Source organism: Flavobacterium sp. SLB02 (genome assembly GCF_009664855.1).
Taxonomy (GTDB): Bacteria; Bacteroidota; Bacteroidia; order Flavobacteriales; family Flavobacteriaceae; genus Flavobacterium.
This window is the reverse complement of record NZ_CP045928.1, coordinates 3491206-3508908: the sequence shown is the minus strand read 5'-3', so window position 1 is coordinate 3508908 and position 17703 is coordinate 3491206. Positions and strand designations below refer to the sequence as shown.

The window sequence follows — 17703 nt, the reverse complement described above, 5'->3', positions numbered from 1 at the left end:
TAAACTGCTGAAGAGATTCAGCAGTTTTTTTATGCTTAAAGCTGACTGTTGTCAGGCTGAGCGAAGTCGAAGCCAGTACAATACATGAGAATAAAATCTGCTCAATCTGCGAGAAACAAAAAAACAAAGCATAAAAAAAATCCGTGTAAATCCGCGCTTTCGCGTAAGCGAATCCGCATAATCCGCGTGCGATTATTTTTTTGGCTCAAAAATTGGTTAGAGAAAAATTAACCAATAACTAATTTAAAAACAAACCAATCAAAATGCTAAAATCAACTTTCAAATTTCTAGGCTGGACCATTCTCGGAATCATTACTTTTCTTGTTTTATACCTCATTTCAGTCTATCTGATTTCTAAAATCACAGTCAATTCAGACGTTGCACTAGTAGAGGAAAAAGATGCAGTGCCTATTTATATTCTCTCAAACGGAGTGCATACAGATATTGTAGTTCCAATTGTAAATGACATTAAAGATTGGCGACAAGAAATTCAGTTTAGCCAAACAAAATCAAAAGACAGTTTGATGGAATATATCGCTTTTGGTTGGGGAGATAAAGGTTTTTATCTGCACACGCCCGAATGGTCAGACTTAAAAGCTAGTACAGCTCTAAAAGCAGCATTCGGAGTAAGCTCTTCGGCCATGCATACTACATTTTTCAAACAATTAAAAGAAGGTGAAGATTGTAAACGCATTCTGGTTTCAAAAGAAAACTATCAAAAACTAGTGGCTTTTATTTCAGAAAGTTTCCTGGATCCAAATCACCCACAATGGATTGAAGGTTATAGCTACGGGAAGAAAGATGCTTTTTACGAAGCCAAAGGAAGTTATAGTTTGTTTTATACCTGCAATACCTGGGCAAATTGTGCGCTAAAAGCAGCCAATCAAAAAGCAAGTTTATGGACGGTTTATGATAAAGGGATTTTTTGCCATTATAAGTAAATCTCGTGTAGGGAGCAAGTTTTTCTCATTTTATGTCATTTCGACGCAGCGTCCCAATAGCTATCTGGAGCCATAAAAGATTACTTTACTTGATTTTTATTTTATTTCGGCGTTCAGTGAACTTCGTTTGAAAGGGATTGCTTTGCCAGTTTGCACTTTCAGGCTCGTGTGCGGGATTAGCTCCTGAAAAAAAAGGATTTGGTTTTATTATGGAAATTGAAATAAAAAAAATCCGTGTAATCTGCGTTTTCGCTTTAGCGAATCAGTTTGATCCGCGTGCCATTTTACTTAAATTCGACATGGAAAAAATGTAAAATTCACCAAAAAAGCGAGAATTCAATTTTTCGATAATGGCGTAAATTTGAGAGTATCTCAAAAAATCAGCAAAATGAAAATCAAAAATATCTTTTCAAAATCATGGTTTCTGGTAAAGAACGCTTTTTTAGAATTTAATGATGATAACGCTATTAAACTTAGCGCAGCACTATCTTACTATACCATTTTTGCATTACCTCCTTTATTAATTATCATTATTACCATTTGTGGTTTTTTCTTTGGCGAAGATGCTGTAACTGGTCAGCTATATGGACAAATTAATGGCATGGTAGGAAATGGTGCAGCAATCCAGATTCAGGAAGCGATAAAAAATGTTCAATTATCCGGAAACAATGTTTTTGCAACCACCTTTGGAATCATAATGTTGTTAATTGGGGCATCAGGAGTTTTTGCTGAAATACAAAGTTCAATTAATTTTATTTGGGGATTAAGAGCAAAACCAGATAAAGGCGTAAAGAAATTTATACAAAACAGATTAATGTCATTTTCGATGATTGCATCAGTAGGTTTTTTAATGCTGGTTAGTCTTTTAGTAAATACGACATTAGATTTAGTTAGTGCCCGTTTAAAGATATATTTCCCGGAAAGCACTGTATATTTATTTTATGTTGTCAATATAATAATTGTACTTGCCAGTATTACGATTCTTTTTGCCATTATTTTCAGAACATTACCTGATGGGAAAATAAGATGGAAAGATGCTTTTATAGGATCAGTAGTTACAGCAGTACTTTTTATGATCGGTAAATTTGCAATAGGTTTTTATTTAGGCAGTTCAACCGTTGCTTCTGTTTATGGTGCTGCCGGTTCAGTAATTATTATTTTAGTTTGGGTATATTATTCGGCAATTATTCTGTATTTTGGAGCAGAATTTACGAAAGTATATGCAAAATCTTACGGAGGAAAAATTTACCCAAATGAGTACTCGGTAGAAATAGCAAAAGAGATTTACGAAATTGATAAATCGAAAAAAGCACCAATAGATGACAAATTATTAAAAGATAAACCATGAAAATAATAGCCTTTGGAGGAAGTAACAGTCAGCATTCTATCAACAAACATTTAGCAACTTATGCTGCAGGTTTGTTCGAAAATGCCGAGGTTGAAGTTTTGGATTTAAACGATTTTGCAATGCCATTATTTAGCGTTGATCTCGAAAAAGAAGTAGGGCAGCATGAAATTGCAAAAGCATTTTTAGCTAAACTTACTGCTGCAGATATTTTAGTAGTTTCTCTGGCAGAAAATAATAATAATTATTCTACGGCATTTAAAAATATATTCGATTGGTCTTCCCGAATTACGAAAGATGTTTTTCAGAAAAAGCCAATGCTGTTAATGGCAACTTCGCCTGGAACAAGAGGCGGTGCTTCGGTTTTAGAAATAGGACGTAATGCTTTACCAAGATATGGGGCTGAAATTAAAGCTACATTTTCATTACCCGCCTTTAATGCTAATTTTGATTTAGAGCAAAATAAAATCTCAAATGCAGAGTTAGATAAAGAATTAAAAGACATAATAAAGTCTAGTTTTTAATCGATGACCATAAAAAAGATTACCGTTATATTTCTTTTCCTTAATTTTCTTTTCCTGCATTATTCATACGCTCAAAAGTATAGTGATGTTGACAGGACAATTGTAAAATATCCCAAGCATTTTAATTCTACAGAAGATCTCGCCCAGAAAATTCGGGAAGATTTTAGTTCGGATGGAGATAAAGCACGGGCTATTTATACCTGGATTGCTCTAAATGTAAAATACGATTATGCTTCTTTTTTGAAACCACAAAGAACGCAGGGTTTTAGCTATTCTACAGAAGCCGAGAAACAAAGGAAGATTAAACAAATCAATGATAAACTGATTCAAAAAACGTTTGATTCTCAAAAAGCAGTTTGCGAAGGCTTTACAGCCTTGTTTCAGCATTTGGCTGGGTTAGTGGGATTAAAATCTGAAATAATTAGAGGAGATTCAAAAACAAGATTAGCAGATATCGGCCGGAAAAACACTTCTTCAAATCATGCCTGGAATACGGTTTTAATTGATAAAAAGTGGCGATTGATAGATGTTACCTGGGGTCAGGGATATTATGACAGCAGTAAAGGCAGAATGGTAAATGATTTTGATCCAATTTATTTTGACACAGATCAGGACTATTTTTTTGCCAAGCATTTTCCCGATTCAGGTTCTTATCTGGGCAATAAATTAAATAAAGAAGAATTTCTTAACGACCCTTTAATTTATAATAAAACAATTGCAGGAGATTATAAAATTAAATCGCCGGATTCTGGGATAATTAAGGCCAAATATGGCGATAAAATTACGATTGAAATTAAAAACGTTTCAAAATCAAATGTCGTTTTTTATTTAAATAAAAAGAATCAACCCGTGAAAATTCAGAACTCTAAAGAAAAACGTGGTGGTTTAGAATTTCAAATCACCTATGACAAAAATATAGGAGATTATATTACTATTTATTTGGATACCTTTAGTATTGTTTCTTTTAAAGTCATCAGGAAATAAATATATTTGAGAGGTTTATTTAAAGAATTTTCTTGTTTTAGCGAATTGCCGTATCTTAGCCGGAAAGATATGAGATTTAATGATAACAGTCAATCGAGCTGTTAAAATGTGATTATGAGTATGGAGACAACTTTCCTGAAATCAATTCTAGATAATGATTTCTATAAATTTACGATGCAACATGCTGTAATAAAACTTTTTCCAAAGGCAAAAGTGCGTTACGGTTTTATAAACAGAGGAAAGCATATTTTTCCTCCCGGTTTTGCTGATTTACTTCGAAAATCAGTAGTTGCAATGGCCGATTTGCGATTGACTAAGGACGAAAAGAAATATTTGTCTAAATTTTGTCCCTATCTGGACCCTACTTATTTAGACTTTTTACAGGGATATACTTATGATCCCTCAGAAGTCCATATTACTCAGGAAGGCTCAGACATAAAAGTTACGATTGAAGGATTTTGGTATCGTACTATTTTATGGGAAGTGCCTTTGATGGCCTTAATTTCGGAACTTTTTTATAAGTCAAATCATTTAATTCGTTTAAACGATGATGCAATAAAAAAGCTGACCAGAGATAAAATCGATAATTATAATACTTTAGGAGTTTCGATTTTAGAATTTGGTACCCGACGTCGTCATTCTTACAATGTGCATGTTTTGATCAATGATACATTACAAACTTTTGGTTCGCAAAGTTTTATCGGCACCAGTAATGTGCATTTTGCAATGGTGAATAACATACGTCCTTTAGGTACTCATGCGCACGAATGGTTTATGTTTCATGCTGCCCAGTTTGGTTTTAAAATGGCCAATTTTATAAGCCTTGAACATTGGACACAGGTTTATGGTGGTGATCTCGGGATTGCCCTGACAGATACCTATACAACAGATGTTTTCTTTGAACAATTTGACAAAAAATACTCCAAACTTTTTGATGGAGTCCGTCACGATAGTGGAGACCCAATTGAGTTTGCGCAAAAAGTAATTTCGCATTATACCAAAATGGGAATTGACCCAAAATCGAAAGTAATTGTTTTTTCGGATTCCTTAAATTATGACAAGGTAAAACTCATAACCGATTTTTGTAAAGACAAAATAAAAATGTCATTTGGTATTGGGACCAATTTTACCAATGATGTAGGTTTGCCTCCTATGAATATGGTTATAAAATTAACGGAAGTTAAGCTGGACAATACACATTGGCAGGGTGTCGTAAAACTTTCTGATGAAAAAAATAAAAATACGGGAACACCTGAAATGATTGCTTTAGCGAAGCAGGTTTTAGGAATCAAATAGTGTTTTTTTGTTTAAAAGCTGATTTTTTATATTTTTATCGGCCGTATTATTTTAAAATCAATTTAAATAGAATTCAAAGCTGTTATTAATCATAACAAAAAAGAAATACGCTTTCATTTTTTGACTATAAATGGTACATTAGCCAAAAATCCAATTCACTTTATGCTAGAGCAAAATCAATATACCGAAGATAATATTCGATCACTCGATTGGAAAGAACATATTCGTATGCGTCCCGGAATGTATATCGGGAAATTAGGAGATGGTTCTTCACCTGATGATGGTATTTATATTCTTTTAAAAGAGGTTTTAGACAACTGTATCGATGAGTTCGTGATGGGGTCGGGGAAAACTATTGAGGTGACTATCAGGGATAAAACGGTTTCGGTTCGTGATTACGGACGTGGAATTCCGTTAGGAAAAGTAGTCGATGTAGTTTCGAAAATGAATACCGGAGGAAAGTACGATTCTAAAGCTTTCCAGAAATCGGTAGGTTTAAATGGTGTCGGAACAAAAGCAGTGAATGCACTTTCGAGTGCTTTTCGTGTAGAATCTGTTCGTGATGATAAACAAAAAGCTGCCGAATTTTCAGCAGGAAATCTGATTCTTGAAGAAGATGTAATTGATACAACAAAACGAAAAGGAACAAAAGTAACCTTTACTCCGGATGAATCGATCTTCAAAAACTATAAATTCCGTTTAGAATATGTAATCAAAATGGTGAAGAACTATTGTTACCTAAACAATGGTTTGACTATTATATTCAACGGCGAAAAATACCTTTCAGAAAATGGTCTTCGTGATTTATTAGAAGAAACAATCAGCGAAGAAGATCTTGAATATCCAATTATTCACCTGAAAGAGCATGATATTGAGATTGCTTTAACGCACAGTAAAACGCAATATAGCGAAGAATATCACTCCTTTGTCAACGGACAGAATACAACACAGGGAGGAACGCATTTAGCGGCTTACAGAGAAGCAATTGTAAAAACCATTCGTGAGTTTTACAACAAAAACTTCGAAGCATCTGATGTTCGTAAATCGATAGTGAGTGCAATCAGCATCAAGGTAATGGAACCTGTTTTTGAATCTCAGACCAAAACCAAATTAGGTTCTATGGATATGGGGTCTGATGACGGAACACCGCCGGTATCGGTTCGTACTTTTGTAAATGATTTTATTAAAACCAAATTAGACAATTATTTACATAAAAATCCTCCAACAGCAGAAGCTTTATTACGTAAAATTTTGCAGGCTGAACGTGAGCGTAAAGAATTATCAGGAATTAGAAAATTGGCTACAGATCGTGCTAAGAAAGCCAATCTTCACAATAAAAAATTAAGAGATTGCCGTGCGCATCTTCCTGATACCAAAAACCCAAGAAACTTAGAAAGTACGCTTTTTATTACCGAGGGAGATTCGGCTTCAGGATCGATTACAAAGTCACGTGACGTAAATACTCAGGCAGTATTTAGTTTACGTGGTAAGCCTTTGAATTCGTACGGAATGACTAAAAAGATTGTATATGAGAACGAAGAATTCAACTTATTGCAAGCAGCGTTAGATATCGAAGACGGATTGGAAAAATTGCGTTACAACAACATTGTAATCGCAACCGATGCCGATGTCGATGGTATGCACATTCGTTTGTTATTGATTACTTTCTTTTTGCAATTCTTTCCTGAATTAATCAAGGAAGGACATTTATATATTTTGCAAACGCCTCTTTTCAGGGTTCGAAATAAAAAAGAAACCATCTATTGTTATTCTGATGAAGAAAGAAAAGATGCGATCGAAAAATTAAAACCAAAACCGGAAATCACCCGATTTAAAGGTTTGGGAGAGATTTCGCCAGATGAGTTCAAAAACTTCATTGGAGAAACGATTCGACTTGACCCAATTATGATGGATAAAAACACTTCGATTGAGCAATTATTGTCATTTTATATGGGAAAAAATACGCCGGATAGACAAGAATTTATCATCAAAAATTTGAAGGTAGAATTGGATGCTGTTGAAGCTGAGGTTTAAGAATTAAAATAAATATAGAAACCTCAGTCACTGACTGGGGTTTTTAAGATACAAAATTCCGCGACAGTGTTGCGGATTTTAGAATTTGAATTTGGTCACTAGTGTTGAGGAAATTTATTCTTTGTAATTAGAAATGAAATTGCGATATGAAGAGAATACTATTTTTGATTGCATTCTTATTTTTTATTTCATGTAAAAATGAAAAAGCAAAAGATTTTCAGAGAATTGAAGCTGTAAACTCATTAAGCAGAATAATCAAAAAAAGAGATTTTCCATTAAAGAGATTTTCTAAAATTGAATTAGTATCTTATTACAATAGAATGGTTTGGGATATTATAAAAGTTAATGGAAAGTATCCATTTAGTAAAAAGCTGGTCGATAATTACAGATTGACTTTTGATAGCTTAATGATACAAGAAAGAGTTGTTTTGAATAAAATTCAGGAAAAAGAACTTTTGAATTTAATGCTATCTGATACCTGCAGTACTGGTGAAACTCCTGCAGATTGTTACAAACCTCGACATATGATTTTATTTAGAGATCATAAAAACCGTATTATTGGTTACAGCGAGTTTTGTATAGCCTGTGCCGCTGGAAGAAATTCTGATAATTTAGATGAATTTCAGAAATATTGTTATTCTGATATGGAGACATTATTTAGGAAATACGGGATTAAACTTTTTGTACGTGAGGGGGATGAAGATGATACTGAGGAAAATAAAGAATATGATTTTCTAAAACATAAAGGGTTTATAAAAAATTAAAATTTATTAATACTGAAAATAAATTCAGCATAAAAAATGAAAGACGAAGAAGACGATAACATCATTCCAAACGACGACGAGAATAATTCTGAAGAACACCAGTTTGATGACAATCAGGACGGAGATGATTCTGAGGAAATTATTAGTGTAAATGCTAAGAATTTTGAAGGACAGCATTTTTACGAAAATCAGGAAGAAGAAGGAGAAGACGTTATTACCAAAGTAACGGGTATGTACAAAGACTGGTTCCTGGATTATGCTTCATACGTAATTCTGGAACGTGCAGTTCCGGCGATTGAAGATGGTTTTAAACCGGTTCAGCGTCGTATTATGCACTCTTTGAAAGAGTTGGATGACGGTCGTTATAATAAAGTTGCCAATGTTGTAGGTCACACCATGCAGTATCATCCACACGGAGATGCGAGTATTGGTGATGCTATGGTACAAATTGGTCAGAAAGATTTATTAATTGACTGCCAGGGAAACTGGGGAAATATATTAACAGGCGATGGAGCAGCGGCTTCTCGTTATATCGAGGCACGTTTATCTAAATTTGCTTTAGAGGTTTTGTATTCTCCAAAAATTACCGATTGGGGAGTTTCATACGATGGTCGTCGTGCAGAACCCAACAATCTTCCGGTAAAGTTTCCGTTACTTTTGGCGCAAGGAGCAGAAGGTATTGCAGTTGGTCTTTCGACTAAAGTTCTGCCTCATAACTTCAATGAACTAATTGATGCTTCGATCAAGATTTTAAAAGGTAAGGCCTTTACATTATATCCTGATTTTATGACACAAGGTATTGCCGATGTGTCCAATTATAATGACGGACTTCGTGGCGGACGTGTACGTGTACGTGCTAAAATTGCGCAATTAGACAAGAACACCTTGGTGATTACGCAAATCCCATTTTCGACCAATACAACGACTTTGATTGATAGTATTTTGAAAGCCAATGATAAAGGTAAAATCAAAATCAAGAAAATCGAAGACAATACAGCTGCAGATGTTGAGATTTTAATTCACCTTTTCCCGGGTGTTTCTCCGGACAAAACAATCGATGCTTTGTTTGCTTTTACGGCATGTGAAACTTCTGTAGCGCCTTTAGGTTGTGTGATTGAAGACAATAAACCTTTGTTTATTGGAGTTTCTGAAATGTTGAAAATTTCGACACACAGAACGGTTGATTTATTGCGTCAGGAATTAGAAATTCAGTTAGAGGAATTAAAAAATAAATGGCATTTTTCTACTTTAGAAAAAATCTTCATTCGTGAAGAAATGTACATTGATTTCAAATTATATTCTGATAGAGAATCTCTTTACAAATATTTGTACGATAGATTCGAGCCTTTCAAAAAATCATTCGTCAGAGAAATCAACGATGATGATTTGCAGCGTTTGACTCAAATCCCGATGATTCGTATTACCCGTTTTGACTCTGATAAAGCAGATGACTTTATCGCGAAGTTAGAAGACGAGATGAAAGAGGTAGAGCATAATTTAGAAAATCTTACTGATTTTGCTATTGCATACTTCGCCAAATTAAAAGAAAAATACGGAAAAGGCCGCGAACGTCAGACAGAACTTCGTGTTTTTGATAACGTTGAGGCTACAAAAGTGGTTTTACGTAACACGAAATTATATGTAAACCGCGAAGAAGGTTTCGTTGGAACCAGCCTTAAAAAAGACGAGTACGTAGGTGATTGTTCTGATATTGATGATGTTATTGTATTTTTAAGAGACGGAACATTGATGGTAACAAAAGTTGATGCCAAAACTTTTATCGGAAAAGATATTATTCATGTTGCTGTTTTTGATAAGAGTGATAAACGTACCATTTATAATATGATGTATCGTGATGGTAAATCCGGTCCTTCGTATATAAAACGTTTTAATGTTTCGGGTGTTACCAGAGATAAAGCTTACGATTTAACAAATGGAACGAATGGTTCTCAGGTTGTTTATTTTTCACATAATCCGAATGGAGAAGCTGAGGTTGTAACAATTTTATTGCGTCAGGTGGGAACAATCAAAAAACTGAAATTCGATATTGATTTTGCTAAGCTCGCCATTAAAGGCAGGGCTTCAAAAGGAAATTTGGTAACAAAATATCCAATTAAAAAAATCGAGCTAAAAGAAAAAGGAATTTCTACTTTATTGCCAAGAAAAGTTTGGTTTGATGACACGGTTAAACGATTGAATGTCGATGCCAGGGGTGAATTGTTAGGTGAGTTTAAACCAAGTGATAAAATCTTAGTAATTAGTCAGGCAGGTAAATTAAAAGTCATTATTCCAGAGTTGTCAACTCATTTTGAGGAAGACATGATTGTTTTGGAGAAATTTAATCCTAAAAAACCAATTTCGGCGATTTATTATGATGGAGAAAAAGAACGTTACTATCTTAAACGTTTCCTTGTAGAAAATGAAGGAAAAGAAGAAAGTTTTATAACGGATCATCCAAATTCGCAATTAGAAATTGTATCGACAGACTATCGTCCGGTAGCACAATTGATATTTGCAAAAGTAAAAGGAGTTCAGAAAGAAGATTTACATATCGATGTCGAAGATTTTATTGCTGTAAAAGGCTTTAAAGCATTAGGAAATCAACTGACAACTGATAAGCTAAAACAAGTTAATTTATTGGATCCATTACCTTATGAAGAACCCGTTGAAGAAGTTCCTGAAAGACCAGAATTAGACGATGACGATTCGGTTGAAACAGAATTAGATGATGATGGCCAAATAGGGTTAGTTTTAGACTAATATAAAAACAGAAAACGCTAAGATTTATCTTGGCGTTTTTTATATAATAAATTGTATCAGTTTAGTTCTCCAGAACATTTGCAATGATTTCTTCCTTGATCCATTTTTACCTCTTCATTTTCAATAATAACAGTCATGGTATCGCCATTGAGTGGGATTACTTATGTGAGAATTTTATGAAGCTTTTAAAAAATAAGTCTTCAAACGTATTCCCATACCCACTATTTATAGAAGATTAATTTCTAAAAACAAGCCTGATTCTAAAATCAGGCTTTTTATATAAATAAACCATTCAAATTAATATGTTTTTTCTCTTTTAGTTTTTTTACAATTTTCAAAAAAGCAATTGCTGTAATATACGCATCACCCAAAGCGGTGTGACGGTCTTTTTTAGAAATATCAAATTTATCTGCCAGATCGTCTAAAGTATAATGATCTTTTCGCTCGAATAAATGAGACTTGATTAGTGTTTTTTTGTATAAAATAGCAGTATCTAAGCGTTGATTAGTTAAATGAGGTAATCCGTTTCGTTCTAAGGCTTTATTGATCATCGTAACATCAAAAACAGCGTGATGCGCAATAATAATCGAATCGCCTAAAAAAGCCAGAAATTGTTGCAAAGCTTCTAATTCAGTAGGACGTTGGATCACGAAAGCTTTTAAAATACCGTGAATCTGAGCTGTCGATTTATCATAATGATCCTGTTGGATATAAACCTCAAAACTATCCTGAATAGCAATTGTTCCGTTTTGTAAAATCAATGCACCAATACATAATATTCGATCATTGTCATAATCAAAACCCGTAGTTTCGGTATCTAAAACGACAAATCGGGTTTCTTCTATCGAAATATTTTCATCAAAGAGATCTTCTTCCTTTTTCCAAAAATTAAATAAACTCATAGTTATACCAGATTTGAAACATTAAAACGTACCGAAATCAATTCCTGAAGTTCTTTGATGGTTTTAAAAGTTCTTTTCAGCTTGATTTTTTCCATTTTAGATAACGATTCCAATGCAATAAATTGTCCGGAATCATGATGCAAAAGACCTTGTTTGGTTCTGAATTTTAATAAAGCTTTAAACGAATACGAACACGATAAATATAGTTCTCTGTTATTGGGTTCTAACTCGGCCAGTTTTTCAAAACGTTCTGCTGTATTGCTGATCGATTTAACCGAATGGGATAAAATCAAAACCCTGGCAGCATCTGTAAGTGGCATCAAAGCCCTTCTTTTGATATCAAAATGGTCTTTATTGGCTCCGTCCTGTTCTACCAGAAATTGTCTAAAAAAGCCTGTTGGCGACGGACTTTGCAATGCACCACTAACCAGGTGAACATAAAAAATAGGATTTGCTTTTACATTTTCAAAAATAGATTCTGATAATTCATCCACAATCGCTGCATCTCCATAGGTCAAGCTGTAATCGAAAAAGATAAACGACAATAAAACTTCATTTTTCCCCGGATTGGTAATCCAGTGGTATACCTGATTTTTCCATTCATCAAGACTCATACACCATTTAGGGTTTGAGGCCATCATTTCGGCAGGACAATAATCATAGCCAATTTCAAAAAGACCTTTATTAACAAGAGTGGCAAATTTTAAGAAGTAGATTCTGGTTTCGTCTTTAAAAACCTCGGAAACATTTTCATATACAATCGCATTATCCTGATCGGTATGCAGCATTTGCTCGCTTCGTCCTTGGCTTCCCAGAGCGAGCCAGGCAAATTTTACCGGAGGCGGACTGCTCATTTTTTCTAATGAAATTTCGATAACACGTGTCGTACAAGCTTCATTAAGCTCTGTAATAATTTTAGAAATCAGAGTCATTGGAATGTTCTGATCCAGATATCCCTGAAGCAACTGCATGATTCGTGCCCTGATAGGTTTTATTTCCTTTGCCTTTTTAGCTCTTTTAAGCGCTTTTATTAAGACAGCAGGATTATTTCCCAGAGCTACCATTACATCATGTTTCGATAATATGCCAACCGCTTTGGTATTTGTTGTGCCGTCTTTGGTTAAACATAAATAACTGATGTTACTTTTCATCATCGCCATTTGAGCCTCTGTCACTGTCATTTTTTTAGGATAGGTAATAACAGGTTTGGTCATTATGGTTTCTGCAGTCGTCAGGATCGAATAATCTCCCGTCACGATCTTGTTACGCAAATCTTTATCGGTAATAATCCCTATTGGCAACATTTCATCAACGATTAAGATGGCTCCGACTTTTTTCTTCGTCATGATTTTTGCAATATCCCTGGCAGTGGTTGATGGTCCGCAGGTAACAATTTTTTTCGAATATTTGATAGGTTGTAAATCAAAGGAATCTCTTTCAGAATTATTGTCGTGCAGTAAATCATCACCATACAATTTATCTTTATGGATATCTGAATACGGATTTCGGGTGTTGGATGCGTAGCTTTCGATCAGGAAATTACCAACAGTTCTGTTCTCAAGTGCATAAGGTTTAAAAACAGCAATAGGAATGGCGTATAATATCGTCTCTTCATGCGCTACGGCTTCCATAATATAATTTTCCTGTGCCAAAAGCGGACGCAAGCCAAAAATATCTCCTTCATCGCACATGTCTAAAACAGTGTTCTTTTGGCTTTTTTTAAGCGCAACAGCGCCTTTGTGTACCACGTAAAAGGAATCGTGAGTTTCTTCGTTTTCTGCAAAAATTACAGCATCTTTATCTTTATAAACAATAGAAATTTGTTCGGATAATTTCTCTAAATCCTTTTGGTGCAAAAAGCTAAAAGGAGGAAAGCCCTTTAAAAAGTCGGCAACTCTATGCGAAATGGTATTTTTCATGCGTAAGATTTAGGTTCTAATGTAATACTTAAAATAGAAATGTAAAAGAAACACGCTTAAACTTTTTTGGTTTTGCCACAAAGTCACAAAGGCACGAAGTTTTGTTTATTCTTCGTGTTTTATAAGATGTAATAAGCGAGTTACTGTTTGCTAAATGCTGATATAAAAAAAGTTCCACTAATGGAACTTTTTAAATTATGACTTATGATTGTTTCTTTCGGACTTTCATATTGATAAATTCAACAGCCAGCGAAAATGAAATGGCAAAATACAAATACCCTTTAGGAACCGCCCCAATGTGTTCACCGGCAAGCGCAGCATTCGATAAATGCATACTTTCGGTAATTAGCATAAAACCAATTAGTATTAAAAACGAAAGCCCTAATATTTGAATAGAAGGATTTTTATTAACGAAATTTCCAACCGGAACCGCAAACAGCATCATAACCAAAACTGAAATAATAACCGCAGTAATCATAATTGTCAAAGCGCCATGAACACCATTTGTCATACCAACAGCGGTTAAAATAGAATCGACAGAAAAAATCAAATCAATCAATAAAATCTGTACAATAACATTTGAGAAAGATTTTTTTGCTGCGGTGCCAATACTCTTTTCTTCATCGCCTTTATGGTCTACTTTTTCGCTAATCTCTTTGGTACTTTTATAAATTAAAAACAAACCTCCAATAAATAAAATCAAGGCCTGACCTGTAAAATCACCTTCAAACCAACCCCAGTGAATACTAAAGATGGTGGCTTTCATAGCAATCAGATACGAGATTCCCATTAGCAAAGCAATACGCATAAACATGGCTAAGAACAAACCAATTCGCGTTGCTTTTTTTCGATCTTCTTCGGGTAATTTACCCGTTACAATCGAGATAAAAATAATATTATCAATTCCTAAAACAATTTCAAGAAAAGTCAGTGTCAATAAGGCAATCCAGGCATCAGGATTCAAAAATACTTCCATTCTAAAAAAGTTTTATTAAATTACTTAATCCAATTTTATAACAGTTCCGCGTTGTTTCTGATCAGAACCTACCATTCCAAACTCAAAAGTATAAGAATTTTTAGAAGTCGTTAAAATCTTCATATTGATTGCTTTCTCTTCAGCCATATTTTTTGGGTGTTTCTTTTGCAAAATATATTCGCAATCACTTACCCAGCGTACTGTTGAGGTATCTGTTTTTCCTTCAAAAGTTTCGATTTCGATACCGTCTTTACGCTCAAAAATCGTTGTTTTTTTTACGCCATTTACGTCAAACTCAAATTTGAATTTTCCGTTTTTAAAATCTTTGCAATTGTGTTCGGCATCATAACAAGATACTAAGGCAAGTAACGGAAGTAAGAATACTATTTTTTTCATTTTAAATAATTTGTTTTTTTAGGAGCTGTTTCCTGCTGTCCGCTATATCTTTTGTGGCGAACCCCGCCACAAAAGGATGTCGCTTCCATCAGGGCTAGAAATATATCGGATAAATTAGAAATACTGTTACAATTGATGCAAAAAAGATATTTATAAAACAGAGAAAAAATAAATTCCGTCTTCTGTTTTTATCAGCTTGTTCATCAGATAATATTGTTCTGCCGAATTTAATTAAAATCCAGTACCAAAATCCTCCTAACTGAGCATGATATTCGATCATTTAAATCGCTTTAGTTCATCATCTGTAAAGTTCTTGATTTCTTTTTCCTTGGCAAACTTTTCGGCATTATAATTTCCCGATTTATTTTTTGGGATCGATAAACTATCCCATTGGCTATTTTTTAGTTGTTTGGCATAAAAAACGATTTGCCCAACGTGATAAGGATAATGTGCCAGTTGGCGATTTATAGCTTCGATAACCGTGTGACCTTCATTACGGATATAAATGATATCCGAGAGCTGTTCCGGTTTTAGTTCGTTTAAGGTATTCAGGAAACAATCCCAGCCTTTGTTCCAAACAGTAAGCACTTCTTCTTTAGACTGCAGATCATTTTCGAATTCGGCGTCACGGTTACGCCATTCTTTTTCACCATCAGAAGTTAAAAAGTCTTTCCAGCGCGACAACATATTACCCGAAATATGTTTGATTATAGTGGCAATACTGTTTGTATCTTCATTTACCGCAACAAAAAGCTGATGAGGTTCTAATTGCCCAATTGCTTTTTCGCCCAGCATTTTATAATAAAGAAATTGCTTTTTAACGCTTTCTAAATAAGATTCAGTTGCTTCCATGATTAATTTGATTTTCGTCCACTAATTTTACTGATTTGTAAGTTTAAAAATAATTAGTGCAAATTCGTGCAATTCGTGGCGTTGTTAAATTTAAACAATCTTAATGTCGTATTTATCTAAAAGTCCCACAATTCCATCATTAGAAAACTGAGCTTTTCTCATTGGGTTAAATTCCGGATCGATTTTGTAATTGTATGCTGTTTTAAAATTTACTGCTGCCAATTGGGTATCATTAAAAATGGCTCCTTCTAAATTGCAATTATCAAAAACCGAACTCGTCAGGTTGGTTCCTATAAAAGTTACCTCGCGAACAGAGCAATTTATAAACTTGGTTTTAGGCATTTTTTTATTCGAAAAAATGGCGTAATCTAACGTGCTTTCTTCAAAATAAACCTGGAATAAAAAATCGTCACATTCGTTAAAAGCAATTCCTAATAGCTTGCAATTTTTAAAACTCACATTTTTTAAATTCGTCCCAAATAAACTGGTCATCGACAAATTGCAATCGATAAATTCGCAGTCTAAAAAAGTATTGTAAGCAAAATTGCTGTTAGAAAAATCACAGTTTTTAAAAACACAATCTTCAAACTCCCGATTGTTGATTTTTTTGTCAATATAAACGACTTTCTCGAAGGTTTTCTGAATGTGAATTAGACTTTCCATTTTTTGTATGGGATAAAAGGTGAAATTTTTTAATTTAAAGAATGGTTTAAACCCGACAGGTTTTAAAAACCTGTCGGGTTTGCTTAGCCGACTAAATTAGTCATTAAACAAACCCTTCATAATAATTTTCAATCCGTAAAAAATCAGGAACATGGCGCTTAAGCAAGCTACAATTCCAATTCCTAAAACGAGATAATGCCAATTTGTATGTTGATTCATAAAAGCATTATATATCAACGAAGGACCAATAAACAATAGAGGTAATGAACCTGACATATATTTAATTCCTTTTCCCAGTAATTCTTTATTTGTTGCCATTTGTTTTTTGTTTCAGGTTTTAGAGAGTTTAGGGTTTCAGAAAGTTTCAGGTTTCACGTTTTTTTAGTTTCAAGTTTGTTGGAACTTTGTCAAAGTTTAGCTGTGAGAGTTTCATCCTGATACTTTGCGAACCTTCATTTTTTTTTGTTTAAACCTTGCGAGCTTTGTGTAAAACCTTGCATTCTTTGCGGTTAGATCAAAACTCTTTTTGCAAATTATAATTATCGACAGCATTTCGTACGCTGCCGTATTTTTTTAATAGTTCACTTGCTTCTTCATATGAAATTGGAATTTCTCCCATAATCATTTTTACACCTCGGTCAACCAATTTTATATTGCTCAATTGCATATCGACCATTTTATTCCCTTTTACTTTTCCAAGCTGAATCATAGCAGCAGTCGAAATCATATTCAGGACTAATTTTTGTGCTGTTCCGGCTTTCATTCTTGAGCTTCCGGTAATAAATTCAGGACCTACAACTACTTCAATAGGATATTGGGCTGTTAATGCCAACGGACTTCCTGCATTATTAGTAATACAGCCCGTAAGGATATTGTTCTGATTACAAGTTTCTAAACCGCCAATTACATAAGGAGTTGTTCCTGAAGCTGCAATACCAATTACTACGTCGTTTGCACCAATATTATTGTTTTTAAGATCAATCCAGGCTTGTGTTGCATTGTCTTCGGCGTTTTCTACAGCTCTGCGAATAGCAGTGTCACCACCGGCAATAATTCCGTTTACTAAATCAAAAGGGACACCAAAAGTAGGAGGACATTCTGAGGCATCGACAACACCTAAACGTCCGGATGTTCCGGCTCCAATATAAAAAAGGCGTCCGCCCAGCTTTAATTTAACGACAATTTGTTGTACTAAAGCTTCAATTTGAGGAATTGCTTTTTCAACTGCATTAGGAACAGTTTTGTCTTCCTGATTGATATTGGTAAGCAATTCATGAACCGACATTTTTTCTAAATGCTCGTATTTTGATGCTTGTTCTGTAATTTTTGTAAACGTCATTTTTTAGT

Annotated in this window: 16 protein-coding genes; 8 read left to right on the top strand and 8 right to left on the bottom strand. The window is 34.2% G+C overall.

The annotated features are described in order from the left end of the window. Positions 1-263: 263 nt before the first annotated feature. From GIY83_RS12565 to GIY83_RS12530, 8 genes are all read left to right on the top strand, one after another. Positions 264-941, top strand: coding sequence for a TIGR02117 family protein (locus tag GIY83_RS12565; RefSeq protein WP_208681619.1), 678 nt, complete (start codon positions 264-266; stop codon positions 939-941). A 388-nt stretch (positions 942-1329) separates the two neighbouring features. Then, a complete protein-coding gene (locus tag GIY83_RS12560; protein ID WP_208681616.1) occupies positions 1330-2289 on the top strand; it encodes a YihY/virulence factor BrkB family protein in 960 nt (319 codons plus the stop codon). Further along, positions 2286-2810 (top strand): NADPH-dependent FMN reductase, encoded by a 525-nt coding sequence (locus GIY83_RS12555; protein WP_194615452.1) that lies wholly within the window; start codon positions 2286-2288, stop codon positions 2808-2810. The genes GIY83_RS12560 and GIY83_RS12555 overlap by 4 nt, the downstream gene beginning before the upstream one ends. Positions 2811-2813: 3 nt before the next feature. Beyond that, a complete protein-coding gene (locus GIY83_RS12550) occupies positions 2814-3794 on the top strand; it encodes a transglutaminase domain-containing protein (protein WP_208681614.1) in 981 nt (326 codons plus the stop codon). A 120-nt stretch (positions 3795-3914) separates the two neighbouring features. Beyond that, positions 3915-5090 (top strand): nicotinate phosphoribosyltransferase, encoded by a 1176-nt coding sequence (gene pncB / locus GIY83_RS12545; protein WP_194615597.1) that lies wholly within the window; start codon positions 3915-3917, stop codon positions 5088-5090. 162 nt (positions 5091-5252) lie between these two features. Beyond that, entirely contained in the window at positions 5253-7124 is a 1872-nt protein-coding gene (locus tag GIY83_RS12540; protein ID WP_194615454.1) for a DNA topoisomerase IV subunit B, read from the top strand. Positions 7125-7270: 146 nt separating this feature from the next. Then, positions 7271-7888 carry a hypothetical protein gene (locus tag GIY83_RS12535; RefSeq protein ID WP_208681612.1) on the top strand — a complete coding sequence of 206 codons (618 nt, stop codon included), beginning with the start codon at positions 7271-7273 and terminating at the stop codon, positions 7886-7888. A gap of 36 nt (positions 7889-7924) precedes the next feature. Continuing rightward, positions 7925-10648, top strand: coding sequence for a DNA gyrase/topoisomerase IV subunit A (locus GIY83_RS12530; RefSeq protein WP_194615456.1), 2724 nt, complete (start codon positions 7925-7927; stop codon positions 10646-10648). Positions 10649-10923: 275 nt separating this feature from the next. Here the strand turns inward: GIY83_RS12530 and GIY83_RS12525 are convergent, their stop codons facing one another. From GIY83_RS12525 to murQ, 8 genes are all read right to left on the bottom strand, one after another. After that, on the bottom strand, positions 10924-11550 hold the full coding sequence (locus GIY83_RS12525; protein ID WP_208681610.1) for a PolC-type DNA polymerase III: 627 nt from the start codon (positions 11548-11550) through the stop codon (positions 10924-10926). A gap of 2 nt (positions 11551-11552) precedes the next feature. Beyond that, the gene (locus GIY83_RS12520; RefSeq protein ID WP_208681608.1) at positions 11553-13469 is read right to left on the bottom strand and encodes a DUF294 nucleotidyltransferase-like domain-containing protein; all 1917 of its coding nucleotides are present in this window, start codon (positions 13467-13469) and stop codon (positions 11553-11555) included. Positions 13470-13671: 202 nt separating this feature from the next. Next, a complete protein-coding gene (locus tag GIY83_RS12515; protein ID WP_208681600.1) occupies positions 13672-14445 on the bottom strand; it encodes a TerC family protein in 774 nt (257 codons plus the stop codon). Between the two features lie 24 nt (positions 14446-14469). Further along, entirely contained in the window at positions 14470-14841 is a 372-nt protein-coding gene (locus tag GIY83_RS12510) for a DNA topoisomerase IV (RefSeq protein WP_208681598.1), read from the bottom strand. A gap of 276 nt (positions 14842-15117) precedes the next feature. Beyond that, the gene (locus GIY83_RS12505; RefSeq protein ID WP_208681595.1) at positions 15118-15693 is read right to left on the bottom strand and encodes a DUF1572 family protein; all 576 of its coding nucleotides are present in this window, start codon (positions 15691-15693) and stop codon (positions 15118-15120) included. 90 nt (positions 15694-15783) lie between these two features. Then, positions 15784-16356: a pentapeptide repeat-containing protein gene (locus tag GIY83_RS12500; protein WP_208681592.1), complete on the bottom strand. Its 573-nt coding sequence runs from the start codon at positions 16354-16356 to the stop codon at positions 15784-15786. A gap of 96 nt (positions 16357-16452) precedes the next feature. Then, the gene (locus GIY83_RS12495) at positions 16453-16674 is read right to left on the bottom strand and encodes a DUF6095 family protein (protein ID WP_072955827.1); all 222 of its coding nucleotides are present in this window, start codon (positions 16672-16674) and stop codon (positions 16453-16455) included. A 196-nt stretch (positions 16675-16870) separates the two neighbouring features. Beyond that, entirely contained in the window at positions 16871-17695 is an 825-nt protein-coding gene (gene murQ, locus GIY83_RS12490; protein WP_194615465.1) for an N-acetylmuramic acid 6-phosphate etherase, read from the bottom strand. Between the last annotated feature and the right edge of the window lie 8 nt (positions 17696-17703).